At 58.9% G+C, this 14494-nt stretch carries 14 protein-coding genes; 6 read left to right on the top strand and 8 right to left on the bottom strand.

The window, feature by feature from the left end:
- On the bottom strand, nt 1–999 hold a 999-nt coding region (gene dusB, locus Q1A59_RS15065; protein WP_298407170.1), incomplete at its 3' end, for a tRNA dihydrouridine synthase DusB.
- Nucleotides 1000–1226: 227 nt separating this feature from the next.
- On the opposite strand from dusB, the gene Q1A59_RS15070 reads away from it, so the two are divergent.
- Nucleotides 1227–1403 carry a hypothetical protein gene (locus Q1A59_RS15070; RefSeq protein WP_298407167.1) on the top strand — a complete coding sequence of 59 codons (177 nt, stop codon included), beginning with the start codon at nt 1227–1229 and terminating at the stop codon, nt 1401–1403.
- A gap of 141 nt (nt 1404–1544) precedes the next feature.
- Complete coding sequence (locus Q1A59_RS15075; RefSeq protein ID WP_298407165.1) at nt 1545–1799, top strand: hypothetical protein; 255 nt, start codon at nt 1545–1547, stop codon at nt 1797–1799.
- Between the two features lie 77 nt (nt 1800–1876).
- Here Q1A59_RS15075 and Q1A59_RS15080 read toward each other — a convergent pair whose 3' ends face one another.
- Together Q1A59_RS15080 and Q1A59_RS15085 are read right to left on the bottom strand one after the other, a co-directional pair.
- Nucleotides 1877–2776: a thermonuclease family protein gene (locus tag Q1A59_RS15080; protein WP_298407163.1), complete on the bottom strand. Its 900-nt coding sequence runs from the start codon at nt 2774–2776 to the stop codon at nt 1877–1879.
- A gap of 187 nt (nt 2777–2963) precedes the next feature.
- On the bottom strand, nt 2964–3608 hold the full coding sequence (locus Q1A59_RS15085) for an alpha/beta hydrolase (RefSeq protein ID WP_298407160.1): 645 nt from the start codon (nt 3606–3608) through the stop codon (nt 2964–2966).
- 285 nt (nt 3609–3893) lie between these two features.
- On the opposite strand from Q1A59_RS15085, the gene Q1A59_RS15090 reads away from it, so the two are divergent.
- From Q1A59_RS15090 to Q1A59_RS15100, 3 genes are all read left to right on the top strand, one after another.
- Nucleotides 3894–4757: an ABC transporter ATP-binding protein gene (locus tag Q1A59_RS15090; RefSeq protein WP_298407157.1), complete on the top strand. Its 864-nt coding sequence runs from the start codon at nt 3894–3896 to the stop codon at nt 4755–4757.
- A gap of 63 nt (nt 4758–4820) precedes the next feature.
- A complete protein-coding gene (locus tag Q1A59_RS15095) occupies nt 4821–5879 on the top strand; it encodes an ABC transporter permease (RefSeq protein WP_299645199.1) in 1059 nt (352 codons plus the stop codon).
- Nucleotides 5876–6931, top strand: a complete 1056-nt coding sequence (locus tag Q1A59_RS15100; RefSeq protein WP_298407153.1) for an ABC transporter permease — start codon at nt 5876–5878, stop codon at nt 6929–6931. Before Q1A59_RS15095 ends, Q1A59_RS15100 begins: the two co-directional genes overlap by 4 nt.
- On the opposite strand, the gene Q1A59_RS15105 is transcribed toward Q1A59_RS15100, so the two are convergent.
- The 5 genes from Q1A59_RS15105 to Q1A59_RS15125 form a co-directional block, all read right to left on the bottom strand.
- Nucleotides 6909–7661: a DsbA family protein gene (locus Q1A59_RS15105; RefSeq protein WP_298407151.1), complete on the bottom strand. Its 753-nt coding sequence runs from the start codon at nt 7659–7661 to the stop codon at nt 6909–6911. The genes Q1A59_RS15100 and Q1A59_RS15105 overlap by 23 nt on opposite strands.
- A gap of 76 nt (nt 7662–7737) precedes the next feature.
- A complete protein-coding gene (locus tag Q1A59_RS15110) occupies nt 7738–9084 on the bottom strand; it encodes a BCD family MFS transporter (RefSeq protein WP_298407149.1) in 1347 nt (448 codons plus the stop codon).
- A 3-nt stretch (nt 9085–9087) separates the two neighbouring features.
- The gene (locus tag Q1A59_RS15115) at nt 9088–9711 is read right to left on the bottom strand and encodes a helix-turn-helix domain-containing protein (RefSeq protein WP_298407147.1); all 624 of its coding nucleotides are present in this window, start codon (nt 9709–9711) and stop codon (nt 9088–9090) included.
- Nucleotides 9712–10161: 450 nt separating this feature from the next.
- A complete protein-coding gene (locus Q1A59_RS15120; RefSeq protein ID WP_298407144.1) occupies nt 10162–10992 on the bottom strand; it encodes an NADPH-dependent oxidoreductase in 831 nt (276 codons plus the stop codon).
- A gap of 160 nt (nt 10993–11152) precedes the next feature.
- Complete coding sequence (locus tag Q1A59_RS15125) at nt 11153–13114, bottom strand: AAA family ATPase (protein ID WP_299645200.1); 1962 nt, start codon at nt 13112–13114, stop codon at nt 11153–11155.
- Between the two features lie 230 nt (nt 13115–13344).
- Here Q1A59_RS15125 and Q1A59_RS15130 point away from each other — a divergent pair, with 230 nt between their 5' ends.
- Nucleotides 13345–14193: an ABC transporter substrate-binding protein gene (locus Q1A59_RS15130; protein ID WP_298482925.1), complete on the top strand. Its 849-nt coding sequence runs from the start codon at nt 13345–13347 to the stop codon at nt 14191–14193.
- Nucleotides 14194–14494: the final 301 nt, after the last annotated feature.

A 14494-nucleotide genomic window follows, 5' to 3' on the forward strand; every position in this document is an offset into this window, starting at 1 on the left:
AAAAAACCGCTCAATCGCGTCACGGGCAGCGGCAAGACTGGTTGCCGTATGCACCGCCACGCGCAGGTGGTTGCTGCCGGGTAAGCCAACATGGAACTGGCCGATCAACTGCTTGATCTTGTTCAGAGCCAACCGTTCCGGCAATTCTTCGGCGCAGATGGCCATGTACTCGATCAGCAAGTTTCGCTTGTCAGCCTGCGCCGGCGTAAATGGCGTAACCCCGCGGCGCAGATCGGCGATCTGGCGAAAGATCCACGGATTAGCGATCGCGCCGCGCCCGATCATCACCCCATCAGCACCGCTGTCGCGTAACCGAATCAGCGCATTAACCGCTGTTGTCACATCACCACTACCGATCACTGGAATTGAAACAGCACGCTTGACCTCAGCAACCCGCGACCAGTCAGCGTACCCTTTATACCCTTGCTCACGGGTACGCGGATGCAGTGTCAACGCCGCAACTCCAGCAGCTTCGGCTCGCTGCGCTGCTTCGATGTAGTTTAGACTCTGTTCGTCCCAACCAGCGCGAAACTTGAGCGTCACCGGAATCTGGACTGCTTCCCGTACAGCCCGCAAGACACGTTCCATTTTTGGCAGATCACGCAGCAGCGCCGACCCATGGCCGCCGCCGGTCACTTTGGGTGACGGGCAGCCACAGTTGATGTCAATAATGTCGGCGCCTACACGCTCGACGATGCGCGCCGCGTTGGCGACCAGATCAGGATCGTTGCCCGAAATCTGCATCGTCAGCGGGCGCTCTTCCGGTAAATAGTCGAGCAGCCGGTGGCGGCGCAAGGCTTTGGGGCTGACGCTGGCCGCGTTAGTCATTTCGGTGCTGACCAAACCACAGCCGCCGAGGCGCAGAATCATCCGGCGGAAGATGCTGTCGGTTACGCCGGCCATCGGGGCGAGGATGATATTCGGTTCGATACGGATATGCGCGACGTTGTAGGCGGTCGGTAGCCGCGCAATCTCGGCAAGAGTGATGTGTTCGCTCATACCTTTTATTATAGCAGAGAGTGCAGTCACGTTGGCAAAGAGGGTGCATTCCGCGATGGTGTGCGGCTGTTTGACGACTGTTGGGCGAGTTTTCACACTCGCCCTAAAATCTCGCTGCTTTTTCACATTTGTGAAAGTTCTTCCCTGTCTGCTCAAGCTATAGCGCCTCGTATCTTCCGCCGCACACCGACGCTACTGACACGATGCTCTTGGGCGAGGAGGAGGTTATGGTATGGTGTCTCGCTTCGTGCGCGCTCTGCTGCATCGGTTTGGCGATCGCTGCGCTAACGTTCAAACTTTGCTCGATCTGGTTGCCGCCCCATCTGTTGCGCGGCTGCCTAGCGACGACCTTCCTGATCATCAGCGCGATCGTTCTCATCCTCGCTTCTAGCCTGCTCGCCTAGCCGAATGGTTGATTGTGCAAATTGATGGCGCGCGGCATGGCCGGCTTGGGCGTGCTGGTGCGCAGCGAGCGTGGCGCGGTGATCCGGGTCTATACGGGACGCGTGCCAGCCTGCACCAGCAACGAGACCGAGTATTAGGCCTTGAACGTGGCACTGCGTCTGATCCGGCGCGGCTTTCCCAACCGGCGGGTGCGCTGTCTCACCGATAGCCAGTTGCTGGTTGAGCAATTGCGTGGTGCAGCAGCGGTGCGCATCGAACCGATCTGCCTGCTCTGCCAGACCACCCGCGCGCTGATTGACCAGTTTCCCCCGGAGACGTTCAAGCTGGTGCGCATTCTGTGCGACCTTAACCGGTTGGCTGATGCGCTGGCATGGGAGGCGTTGGATGGCCAGTAAGCGTTGCTGCGTCAGGCGGGTATGGGGAGGTAAGGCATAGGCAGATAGTGAATGGTGCGGTACAAAACGTCCCGACCCTACCGCTCGCATCCGATCCCGTCCCGGTCGCCATCAAAGCCATGCGGATCACCATACGTCTGATTTACCCGGAACCGCCGGTGCGGGATGTCGCGGCAATCAAGATTGGGTGGCGGCGGCGGGATGCAGACATCAGGGTAGGCTGGGTGGCATAGCTGGCCGGTTGCCGGTGCAACCGTTGGCTGCGTCGCCGGCACTCTCCGGTTCGCCCACAGGCCGGTGCCATTGTCGCGCGCTCGCTGTTGCGCGGCGAGATAGGTGTCTGCACAGCGTACATCGGGTGGAAAGGTGGCGACTTGCGCCATCCCTTGTTCAACTAGTGCGAGATTGACAAATTGCTCGCCGGCAATGACGTAACGGAGCAGCCTCCCAAACCGATCCCGTTCGCTGACGTCGCGTGCCAGCCAGAGTGGGCCGCTCTCGACAAGGCTGCGGTTGGCTTGAGTTGCCTCACTGTATCCCGGCTGATTGCGCTCAGGTGTATTGACGCCAATGTACCGGACGCGCTCGGTACTGCCGTTGATCCGCACGTCAATTGTGTCGCCGTCAATCACCCGCACGAGCGTGGCCGGTTCCCATTCCAATCCGTCAAGGCAAGCAACAGCTATAGTTGGCGTTGTTCTCGTTGGCGATGGCGCCGGTGATGCCGAATGTGGTGTTGGTGATGGTTGCGTGGTAGTGGGTAATGCAGGAGCCGGGGTTGGCGTGGCAGCCAACGGTTGAGTCACTGGTGGGGTGCTAACGATGGTTGGCGATGGCCGCGCGCCGGGTTGATTGCTGTTATCTGCTGTAGTGCTCATCCGTGCGCCAACGATGCCAATGATGCCGCATATAAGGACGGCGCCAATCAGGATGCTGCTCATCCCGAAGTTTGCGGTAGGTTTACGTCTTCGTCGCATGTGATGTTCCTTTCGCAAACGCGCCAGATGAAACTAGACGCTTGAACGGTTCGATCGTACTCTGCGCCGAACCCGATTGGTAGGGAGTTCTTGCCTGTTTTTGGGCATAAGAACCCTACCAGAGTTGGCTCCGGCGGGGTTCTTAGGTGTCGTGGATCCACACGACTCTATCGTCTTGTCCGATCGCTCATTCAATCACCACGTGCCCTGCCTGTAGCCATTCCCGAGCAATGCGGATGTCCTCTTGGCTCAATTGATGGCCTTGTTCGAGCATAGTCAGCGTGACGGTTGCCCTAGCTGTTTGCAACAGACCCACGAGCCGTTCAGTCTCTGCTATGGTCACTAAACCATCGTGGCTACCCGCTAGTACAAGCACCGGCACGCCCGCTAGCTCAGGCAACGGTTCAGCTTTAAGAGGTGTCATTGGCCGCAACAGGATGGCTCCGGCCAGCACGGCACCGTGAAGTAAGAGGAGCGTGGAGGTAATGTTGGCTCCGTTTGAGTAGCCAACGGCGATGACCCGCTGCCGGTCAACGCTATATTCTAGGGCCGCAGCGTTGAGAAATGCATAGAGCGCCACTGCCTGCCGTTTGATGTCGGCGATGTCAAAGACACCCTTGGCAAAGCGGCGAAAGAAGCGCGGCATGCCCCGTTCCAGCACGCGCCCCCATAGGCTGAACAGCGCGGCGTGCAGCATCAGTTCGCGCCCGATCGGGATCAGGTCGTGTTCGTTGCCGCCAATGCCGTGTAAGAGCAAGAGGGTGGTAGTCGCCGCCGGCGGGTTGGGTGGTGAGATGAAGCAGTGGGTGAAGCTGGTTAGGGCGGTGCTCATGAAGCTTTCGATGATAGATGGCTAGGTTGCGGTTTGGGTTGGGAATATGTCTGCTGCCCGCTCGCACATTTCATAGCATGGCATAGGGTAGGATAGCATGATTGATTGCAATTGACATAATTTTTGTTTCGTGCAGTAGTCGCTCTGCCAAGCTTTAGTTGCGCTAGTTGCGCCCAAAACTGCCTTACATTATCTTGCAGTCTGTCGAAACGGGATTATAATGGCTGCATAACCGCATGGGCCGCCGGCGCAATACCGGCGGTTCTTGTCTTGCGCGAGGTCGTTATGCCTGAACCTGCTATCGTTGCTGAAGACCTGACCTATCGCTATGGTGATTTGCTTGCGGTCGATCACATCAGCTTTACCGTCGCCCCCGGCGAAATTCTCGGCTTTCTTGGCCCGAATGGCGCCGGCAAGTCTACGACGGTCAAGATGTTGACTGGCCAACTCCGTCCGGCTAGCGGGCGCGCGTTGTTGCTGGGGATTGATGTGGCTCGCCATCCCAAGCAGGTGCAGGCCCGCATTGGCGTCTGCTTCGAGCAGCCTAATCTCTACGAGGAGTTGAGCGGCGTTGATAATCTGCGTCTGTTCGCTAATCTGTTCAATGTGCGCGATGTTGATATCAACGCTTTGCTGCGCCGGGTCGGTCTCGATGGTCGCGGCGCCGATCTGGTTGGGCGCTATTCCAAAGGCATGAAGCAGCGGCTAATGATTGCCCGCGCCCTTGTTCATCGTCCCGCTATTCTCTTTCTCGATGAGCCGACCGAAGGGCTTGATCCGACCTCTGCCGAGGCGATCCGGCGCGTCATGCTCGAAGAACAGCAACGCGGCGCGACGATTTTTCTCACCACTCACGATATGTACGAGGCTGACCGGCTCTGTCATCGGGTCGCCTTTATCAATAGCGGCAAGATCGTAGCCCTCGATACGCCGCATAATCTCAAGCAGCAGTACGGCAAGCGCATGGTGCGCGCCGAGGTGGTTGGTTCCGATGGGAAGTTGCTCACCCGCGAGATTATTCTTGACCGTCCCGAAACGCCGACTGAAATTGCCGATCTGCTCGCCCATCAACAGGTGGTGACGCTCCATAGCGAAGAAGCGACGCTAGAGGATATTTTTATTCGCCTGACCGGTCGCGGTTTGGCGTAATGTTTTGTCATTGCGAGGGTGCAACGCGCCCGAAGTGATCCGCCTAGCTATAGGAATCTACCTATGAACGCTGCTGCCATCTGGGCGTTGATCCAAAAAGATGCTCGCCTCTATTTTGCCAATCGCTTGTTTGCTTTGGTGACGGTGCTCGGTTTGGTGGCCTACGCGGCGATCTATTTTCTGTTACCGGCTACGGTTGATGAGACGCTAAAGGTGGGGTTGGTCATTTCCGAAATGCCGCCGGCGCTGGCCGAGGCGCTCGATGACGATGCGGTGGTGGTACAGCAGTTCGCTTCCGTCACCGATCTGCGCGCCGCCGTGGCTGCCGGCGAGGTGACGGTCGGGTTTGCCTTTCCGCCCGATCTGTTTGACCAGCTTCGCCAAGGCGCCCGTCCGACCGTGGAGTTGTTGCTAGCCCCGGAAGTGACACCTGACTTTGTCAGCGTTTACGAAGCGGCTGCCCGCGAGTTGAGTTTCAACCTCACCGGCCAAGCGTTACCGGTCACGATTAGTGAGGTGATCCTTGGCCCCGATCTGGCCGGCGCGCAGATCGCGCCTCGCCAGCGTATGTTGCCGCTCTTTGCGGTGCTCGTGTTGATGGTTGAGTGCCTCGGTTTGGCTAGTCTGATCGCTGCTGAAGTCGAGCAGGGGACGATCCGGGCGCTGTTGGTGACGCCCCTGACGATGCGTGGCCTATTTGTCGCCAAGAGTCTGTTCGGTTCGCTCTTTGCCTTTGCGCAGGCGGTAGTACTGCTCGCCGTCACCGGTGGGTTGGCGCAGGCGGCATTCCTCAATCTGACCGCGCTGCTAATCGGCTCAGTATTGATGACCGGCGTCGCGTTTTTGATCGCTTCGCTTGGCCGCGATCTGATGTCGGTGATGGGGTGGGGCATGCTGGCGCTGTTGATAATGGCCCTGCCCACCTTTACCGTCCTGATCCCCGGTTTGGCCGCCAATTGGATCCGGCTCATCCCGACCCACTATCTGGTTGACACGATCTACCGCACGCTCAATTTTGGTGCAGGCTGGGCCGAGGTGGGCAGCAATCTGCTGCCGCTGGCCGCTTCGGCTCTGCTCTTGCTGGCGCTAGGCATGGCCATTTTACAACGGAGGTTCGCATGAGTCTGCGCCGTATCCTTGCCCTGCTCTACCGCGAGGCGGTGCAGGGGCCAAAAAACTTTATTTTCATCTTTACCATTGTGGTGCCGCTTGGTCTGAGTTTGGCGCTCGGCCTGATCTTTGGCACGTTCTTTAGCGGTAAGCCGCGGCTAGGGATCGTCGATCCCGGCGCTTCCCGCCTGACCCAACTGGCCGAAGCGATGCCGGGCCTGATGGTACGTCGCTACGCGAGTGAGGCCGAGGTGCGCGACGCGACGGCGAATGGGGCAGTAGATGTGGGATTACTGGTGTCAGCCGATTTTGATCAGCGCGTGTTAAGTGGGCAACACGGCAGCCTGACCGTGTATGTTTGGGGTGAGAGTTTGCTGCGCGATCGAGTCTTGATTGGTACCGCGATTGCCGATTGGCTGCGCGAGCTAGCTGGTCACGAACCTCCGGTCACCATCGCGACGACGATACTCGGTGCGAACAACGAGCTGACGTGGCAACAGCGGTTGTTGCCGTTGCTGGTCTTGATGACGGTGGTGTTCGGCGCGCTGATGCTGCCGGCCTCATCGTTGGTCAGCGAGAAGCAGCGCCGCACCTTGAACGCGCTGCTGGTGACGCCGGCGACCCGCGCCGAGATCTATGTCGCCAAGGGGGTGCTTGGCGTGGCACTGAGCACGGTGATGGCGCTGCTAGTGCTGGCCCTCAATGGCGCATGGAGCAGCCAGATATGGCTGGTGTTGCTAGTGCTCTTCCTCGGCGCAGTGTTATCTGCTGAGTTCGGCATTCTGCTCGGCGTGCTGGTCAACGACATCAACTCGCTGTTCGCCACGGTCAAGGCGCTCGGTTTGCTGCTCTACGCGCCGGCGCTGATCGGGCTGTTCCCGATGATTCCGCAATGGATCGCGCAATTCTTCCCGACCTTCTACATGGTTGATCCGGTGATTTCCATTGTCCAGCGCGGCGCTACCCTCTCCGATATTGCTGGTCAGCTTGCTGTGTTGGCCGTGATGATCGTAGCATTAGCCGGGGTGTTGCGGGCGGCCCCTACCGTCCGGCTAACTGTCTAATCAAACTGGCAAAACTTTCAAACGGCAATGCGCCCCGCACCAATTGGCCATTGACAAGGAAATTGGGCGTTGAATTAATACCCAATCGCGTAGCCGCTTCAACCTCAGCCAACACCGCCGCTTCGGTCGCCGGGTTGTCGAGGCAGGCGATGAGCTGCTCTGTATCAACAGCGAGGTTGCCGGCCAGCTCGATCAACGTTGCTCGGTCGCGCTTCGGCACCCCGCCCCACTCCACCCCGTGGGTTTGGAACAGCATCTCATATACCGGCCAGAACCGATCTTGCGCTGCCGCGCAGTGGGTCACGCTCGCCGCCAAGACTGCCGAACCATGGATCGAGCTTAGCGGGAAGTCGCGCACTACCAAGCGCACGACCCCGGTCTCGACAAACTCGCTGATAATGCGCGGGCGCGTCTCGTTGACAAAGCGGGCGCAGAAGGGGCATTCATAGTCGGTGAATTCGATCATGAGCACTGGCGCCTTGGGATCGCCGAGCGCTCGCGGATCATCATCGGTCAGGTTGAGCAACTCAACCAGATTGATCGCTGGCCGTGGTGTTGCCGTAGACCGGGCCAATTCGGTTGGCGCTGGCGGGACGGTCGGTAAGCCTTGGAGAGCAATTTGTGTTTGCCGTACTTCAACGGGCGAGCGGGTTGGGGTAAGCGGGGCGGTGCTACCGCAACCGATCAAAACCACCGTGAACAAGGTCAGCCAGAAGTGTGCAAGGCGCATAGTGTTGGTCCGTTAGCGGCGGGCATCGTCGGGGCCGGTTCCAAACCGGCCCCAAGCTACCCAACCACGGTTTCAATCACCCGTCCGCTGCGGCCAACGTTGCCGTTGCTCCCAGTGGCCGGCTCTCGCCGCGCACGAAGCCGGGTACGTCGACTCGCTGCAAGATCAGGATGCAGGCGACAAGACCAATTGCTTCGAGCATAAACACGCTCGCATAGGCGATAGTATACGAGCCACTGGCCCAAAGCGCAACATCACGCACCGCACCGCCGGCAAAGATACCGAGACCGCGGAAGAGTAATTGCGTCATCGACCACAGGCCAAGATACGCTGCCGCGTGCCGTTCGGTGGTCATGGCGGCCAGCAACGATACTGCGCCGACGGTATAAATGCCAAAGCCCAAGCCAAACAAGAATAGCACCGGAATAAGCAAGGCTTGCCATTCGGTGAGCGCGATCATACTGAGCAAGAATAGCGGCAGTGCGGTGGAGGCCAATCCAATCATCGCTACGCTAGTCTGCTCGTGCGCGGCGCGGTGGCGGGTGAAGTAGACTGTGCCCAAGAGACTGATCATCACTCCAACCCCCCAGTAGGCGTTGAAGCGGGTGGTCTGGCCGTTATCTAACCCAAACACATCACCGCCGAACGGTTCGAGCACCGCGTCTTGGGCGAAAGCGCTCACCGCCCCTAGCGCGAGGAAGAGGAAGAACCAGCGCGCTCGCTGATCCGACCACATCTGGCGCAAGAGCGGCAGAAACGGTTCGGGTGGGGTTGGATCAACGTTTGCCACCGCTTCCGCTGGGCGTTCCGCTCGCCAGAGGGCAAAGGCGATAAACGCAAACGCGATGGTCATTCCGATCAGCACGAGTCGCCAGAAACTAGCTTGATCATACACTGGCATCAGGCGACCGTAGATGACTCCCGCCAACGGGAAGCTGATCACCAAAAAGACCTGCACAATCGCCAACGCTTGCCCACGGCGAGCCGGCGGGGCGCTATCGCGCACGAGGCTAAGGTAGGTAGCTCCCGAAATAAGGGTACCAACGCCGTAGATGAGAAAGGCAAAGAATGCTAGCCCCCACCCTAATACCGATGAGGGATTAGCCGCCAACAATCCGGTTACGAATGGCAAGAGTGGTAACGATAACAGCATTGGCAAACGTCCACCCCAGATAAAGGGCAGTCGACGCAGTTTGCCGGGCGGGCGCAAGTCTGAGCGGTATCCGGCCCAGATGCTGAGCGGCGCTAACAAGTAGCGCAGCGCCGATAACAACGCGACCGGTGTGGCAGCGAGTGCTAAATCGGTAATCAACACCCGATTCAAAACACCTGATGTCAACAGATCAATGAACGATGAACCGATGTGAAAGGTGCCCAGTTTCAGCGTGCGTGGCACATTCAAGCGTTGTTCTTTCGCATCCACGGTTCACTCCTCTGCTTCATAACCAGCAACGACTGCCAGTTGCACTTCATTCGCCACTCGGCTGATCCGGCGCAAGAGCCGAGCGCTCTCAGCCGGACGCAGGTGGGCTTCCTCGGGGAGATCCATTGCCGCCTCAACGAGCGAATCGCGAAAAAAGAGCGCCGCGGCAATTGCATCGGTCAGCGGCAAGCCGGTGGCACGGGCCAGCCGGGCGTATTTCAAGCCAATAGCCCGCGCCTCTTCGAGTAATGGACTATGCTCATCGTGTGAGCTTACATAACGCAACACCACTCCCATCAACTGCTGGCCGACTCGCCGCCATTCTAGCCGTTCATGCTCCTCCATCGTCATCATCCACGCGGGTGCTGTCGAAGGATTTGATAGTTCGCTTCGTGTCTGCGCTAAGGCTTTGCTAGCTAGGACGCTACTGATCGATTGCGCCGGCAAGGGCCGCCGCGCCGCCAGCGCGAGAATATCGGCGCGGGCAAAACGGCGGTGCCCACCGGGAGTGATGTACACCGGCACGGCCCCTTCATCGGCCCAGCGCCGTAAGGTCGAGGCATGCACCCCTAACAACTGGCTGGCCGCCGATAATGAAAGATAGGTTGGCGGTTCTTTGTCGCTCATTGTTCGTTTAGTTACTCCCCGCGTGTCATTGCGAGTGCAACGGAGCGAAGCAATTCCCCACTCCCCCACATTGTCCTTGCGCGCCGCCGGAGGCGGTGAAGCAATCTCCCACGAGTACGGATGTGCCTTGTTCTAGCATCCATCCCGCCGTAGCGGGGGATTGCTGCGGGGCTGCGCCCCCTCGCAATGAAAAGAGGCTGCTCACGCGCTAATTGTCAACGTTCGCTCAACGCGCCCTTAAAATCGCAACCGAACGTATGCCGCAAACAACCTGCACCCTCACCTTTGAAGAGTGCGTCGCTCCACCATCTGTACTGTTAGTTATACACGGCGCTCGCAAGGCTCAGGAATCTCACTAAAACTACTCAAAACTTTATATAGTATAACATAACTCCCGCTGCACAAGGTATTGCGCAGCGGGAGCGTGAAATGATCGTGAGCGAGGTTGTGTTATTTCAACCGAAAGCCGAGCTGGTGCAGGACATCGCGCAACACATCGCGTCCCGACAGGCTCTGCGGTCCGGCGACGCGCTTGGCCGAGTGATCAACCCAGTCGCCTTCGACATTCATCCGTTGCGCGGTGTAGAAGGCGGCCATCGTGGCGTTGTAGTGCTCAACCGCTGGCGGCACTTGCTCAGGCTGGTACACTTCGCGATGCAGGACGGCAGCCTGCGGCAGGCGGGGCTTGATCGCTGCTGGCCGGTCAGGGTTGGGTTTACCGACGCACATGCCAAACACGGGCATCACCATCGGCGGGAGGCGCAATTCGGTGGCGACATGGAGCGGTTGGTTGCGGATTGCGCCGATGTAGACGGTGCCAAGGCCGAGCGATTCGGCGGCGATCACCGCGTTTTGCGCTGCGAGCGCGGCATCAATTACACCGACGAGCCACATTTCAAGGTAATCTAACCCGTCGTGCGGCATCTGGCGCGCTTCCGCCGCCTGCGCGATCCGGTTGAGATCGGCGAGCCAGACCAAGAAGAGTGGCGCACGCCTGATGTGATTTTGGTTGCCGGCCAGTGTCGCTAGCCGCTCTTTGCGTTCTGGGTCGGTCACTGCCACCACGCTCCACGTTTGCAGGTTCGATGACGTGGCAGCCGATTGCGCCGCTGCGATTAAGGTTTCGAGCGTGCCTTCCGGCAGCGGTTCATTGCTATACGAGCGCACCGAGCGGTGGCTGAGCAGCAGATCGATCGCCGGGTTACTGATGATCTGTTCGGGTATAGCATCGCCGTACCGTTGGCGCAAAAGTTCATGCGTGGTGAGGGTTGTCTCGGTCATGGCACTCCTCAGGTATCTGCTATGTCTTCTATCAGGATTGATTATACACGGTCTCGTAGGTGTGGCATCAGCAATAGTATGCCGGGATAGTAAGGTAAGGGCGGGTTGCAAACCCGCCCTTACGATCCGTCTCGCCGCTTTGTACGCACCTATCCCATCGCTACGACGACGTTGCGCCTTCCACCCCTTCCCGGCGCTGCGCATCGATAATCGTGATCTCAGGCGCTGGCCGGCTAGGAGCCGGGAGTGCCACTGCTTCACGGCGGCGGCGTACCAGTGTGGTGTTCGAGCGCGCCAGCGCCGCGGCAAAGCCAAAAGCTGGCCGTTCCGGCTTCTCGCTCGGCGGTAAGTAGGGATGTTCGGCCTCGACGCGGGCCAAAATCTCGTTCACATCAATATCGGTCAGCTCGTTGCGCAAGATCAACGCCTCGGCGATCGCAATCACTGCCATCCGGTTCTGCTCAAGCATCTGCTTGACGATCCGGTACTGCTCTTGCAAGATCGCCTCGACCCGCGGCTTGACATCCGGCGCTGACAACCCTTGCATTCCAAAGAGCAGGTACGAGAAGAAGCTGTTGTCCATGCCATACGCACCGACCATCATCGCCGCAATGCCAGTTGCGCTCTGCAAGTCACTGGTGACGCCGCTCATTTGCGTGCCGAGGAATAGTTCTTCGGCGGCGCGGCTGGCCAGTGCGATCTTGATCCGGTCGAGCAACTCTTCGCGAGTGCGGGTGTGAATCTCTTCTTCCGGCTTCCACGCTGCAAAGCCGAGCGCGTTGCCGTGTCGCACGATCGTCACCTTGGTCAGGCGCTCTTTCTTGAGCAGTTTGACGGCGGCGTAGGCATGGCCGGCTTCGTGGTACGCTATTCGCCGGCGCTCTTCGTATGACATGCTGCGGATCGGCTGCTTAAGACCCCATTCGTGGATCTCGCGCGCTTGGGTGAAGTCCCAGTAATTGATTGCAGCGCGGCCATCGAAGTGGGCGTGGATGGTAGCTTCGTTGATCACATACTTGATCGCCACTGGTGTATAGCCGATCGTGTCGGCAACCATGCGATTAATCGGCATCGGCTCGTGCTTGACTTTGCTCAGGTAATATTCGATCACTTCGCGGCGGCCATCGGCGTCGGGTGGCTCCACCGCGATCTTGCGGTCAAAGCGACCGGGGCGCAACAGCGCGGCGTCGAGCGTTTCGGCAAGGTTGGTAGCAGCCATCGTCAGTACCGGCGGCATTTCGGCCTTGCCGCGCCGCAATCCGACGAGACGCAGCAGCTTGCCCCACCATGTCTGCTCTTGCGGCGGTGGATCCATCTGCAACAGCAGCTCGTTAAGCAAGCTGCTGCCACCACCCATCATGCCGCCAACACCCATCACCACATTCTCGCGATTGCTCATGCCTGCGCCAGCAGCGCCAGTGCCCATTAAGTTCGAGCTGCGGGCCATGCCAATCGCGTCAATTTCGTCAATAAAAAGGATGCATGCGCCGTATTCGCGCGCGAAGCGACGGGCTTTACGGTAGAGGTTCATCACCTTAATGTTACCCATACCCATCCACGCCGAGAGCAACGATGGCGCGCTAAGGTAGCCAAACGGCACCCCGGCTTCAGTTGAGATCGCTTGCGCAAGGTAGCTCTTGCCAGTGCCCGGAGGCCCAATCAGCAAGATGCCACGGGTGACTTCGCCACCCATTTGCTTAAACTCTTTCGCACCTTTGAGTAGCGTCACCACCCGACGCGCCGCTTCCAACACCTCGGGATTGCCGCGGTAATCTTTGAAGCTGACGCCCGTTTCACCCGGCTTGACCCAGTAGATGCGGGTTCGGGCCATAAAGAAGTACATCAGCCAGAACTGGAAGCCGATGAAAAAGAAGAGGTATACGGCCACCGGAATGATTTGGAGGATCAGATTGCCGATTTCACCGGTGATAATAATGTTAAAAATGCCGGGGAGGAGGTTAGCCGCTAGCCAGATGCCAATGCCGAGAAAGAGCATCAAGCGCAAGAATCGAAATAGCTTCCAATTCCAGCGCTCGAACAGTTTCGCGATCTTTTTCTCTAGCTCCTGCTCGCGATTCGTAGCGGTTGAATTAGGGGTTGGGTGGTAGGGCTCAATTGCCATGCGCGACTCCCATTCCAAAATTGACGTGACGGCTGTGCGCTGATACGTTGACGTTTCGAACGGGGGAAAATACTACGTGTTATGATTATTACGATGCTGCTATATGAAGTATACCGATGGTTAGATGAGCGGTCAAGGCGTAAAGATGAGAATGCTCTCATAAATTTGCGCCGGCTCTGAATGTAGCAGATAGATGCGCATTGCGGCGCATGTGCAATGCGCAGGATCCAATGAAGGGCTTCGTCGGCATGGGCAATGTCTCGCTGCATCACTGGCATCGTTGGCTTGATGGGATGGCTCTTGTGACGGTGGCAGCCTACGTATGGCTGGTGTGGAGCGTGCAGACTGGCGCTGCTCCAATCGACCCGGTCTATGCCAGTATCCGCGAGCGTGGTGTGCTGCGGGTGGCGGTCGATCCCGGCTACCGCCCGTTTGTCGAAGATCAACATGGGATGCTGACCGGCTTTGACATCGAACTCGTACAAGCATTGGCTGCTGAGTTGGAGGTTGAGGTGGTGTTTGTGCGGAGCGGGTTTGATGCCCTTTACGATCAGTTGACTAGCCGGCAGGCCGATCTGATTGCCTCAGCTCTGCCCTACGCTCCCGAACAAGGCTACCGTGCCCGGTTTTCCCAACCCTACTTCGATGGTGGGTTGATGCTGGTTACACGAGCCGTTAGCCCGATTGCCGGCTTGCTCGATCTGCGCGATCGCCGCCTTGGCGTAGTGTTGGGCAGCGAGGGTGATGCCTTGGCGCGCCGCTTGGCTTTGACGACGCCGGTGACGCTCGTTGAAGCCGAAGAAGCCGCATCGCTGACGCACGCCCTGCGCGCTGGCGCGATTGATGCCGCGATCCTCGATCATGTGGCCGCATTGGGTGCGCTGGCCAACGGCGATCTGCGTATCGCCGCTGCGCTGTCTTACGAGCCGTATGTGTTGGCGATGCCCGCCGCCGCCTTCCAGCTCGAAGCTGAGGTCAACCGCGCGCTTGCCCGTCTCGAGGCGCGCGGGGTGTTGGCGGCTTTGCGACGGCGGTGGATGGAGCAAGGCCCTCTCCCATCGCTCCCTTCTCTCCCCTGATGAGGGGTTACCGTAGAGGACGCTGAGGACGCGGAGGGAAAGCGATCAGTCAAAACCCCTTTGCGCCTTTCCGTATGCTTCGCGCCTCGGCGTTACCCCCCAGCTCCTCTCTCCTAATGGTGGGAGCGTTTTTTACCGCAGAGGGCGCTGAGGATGCGGAGGGGGCAGGGAAGAGTCACGCTGTCATTGCGAGGGCACGCAGCGATCGAAGCAATCTCCTGCTTCAGCGCACGCCATGCCTGAGCAGATCCTTCCTACTCACGCGAGAGCTTGCTTCACCTCACAGCGGGCCGAGTGGTGC

It is taken from the genome of uncultured Chloroflexus sp. (assembly GCF_937951745.1).
Classification (GTDB): domain Bacteria; phylum Chloroflexota; class Chloroflexia; order Chloroflexales; family Chloroflexaceae; genus Chloroflexus.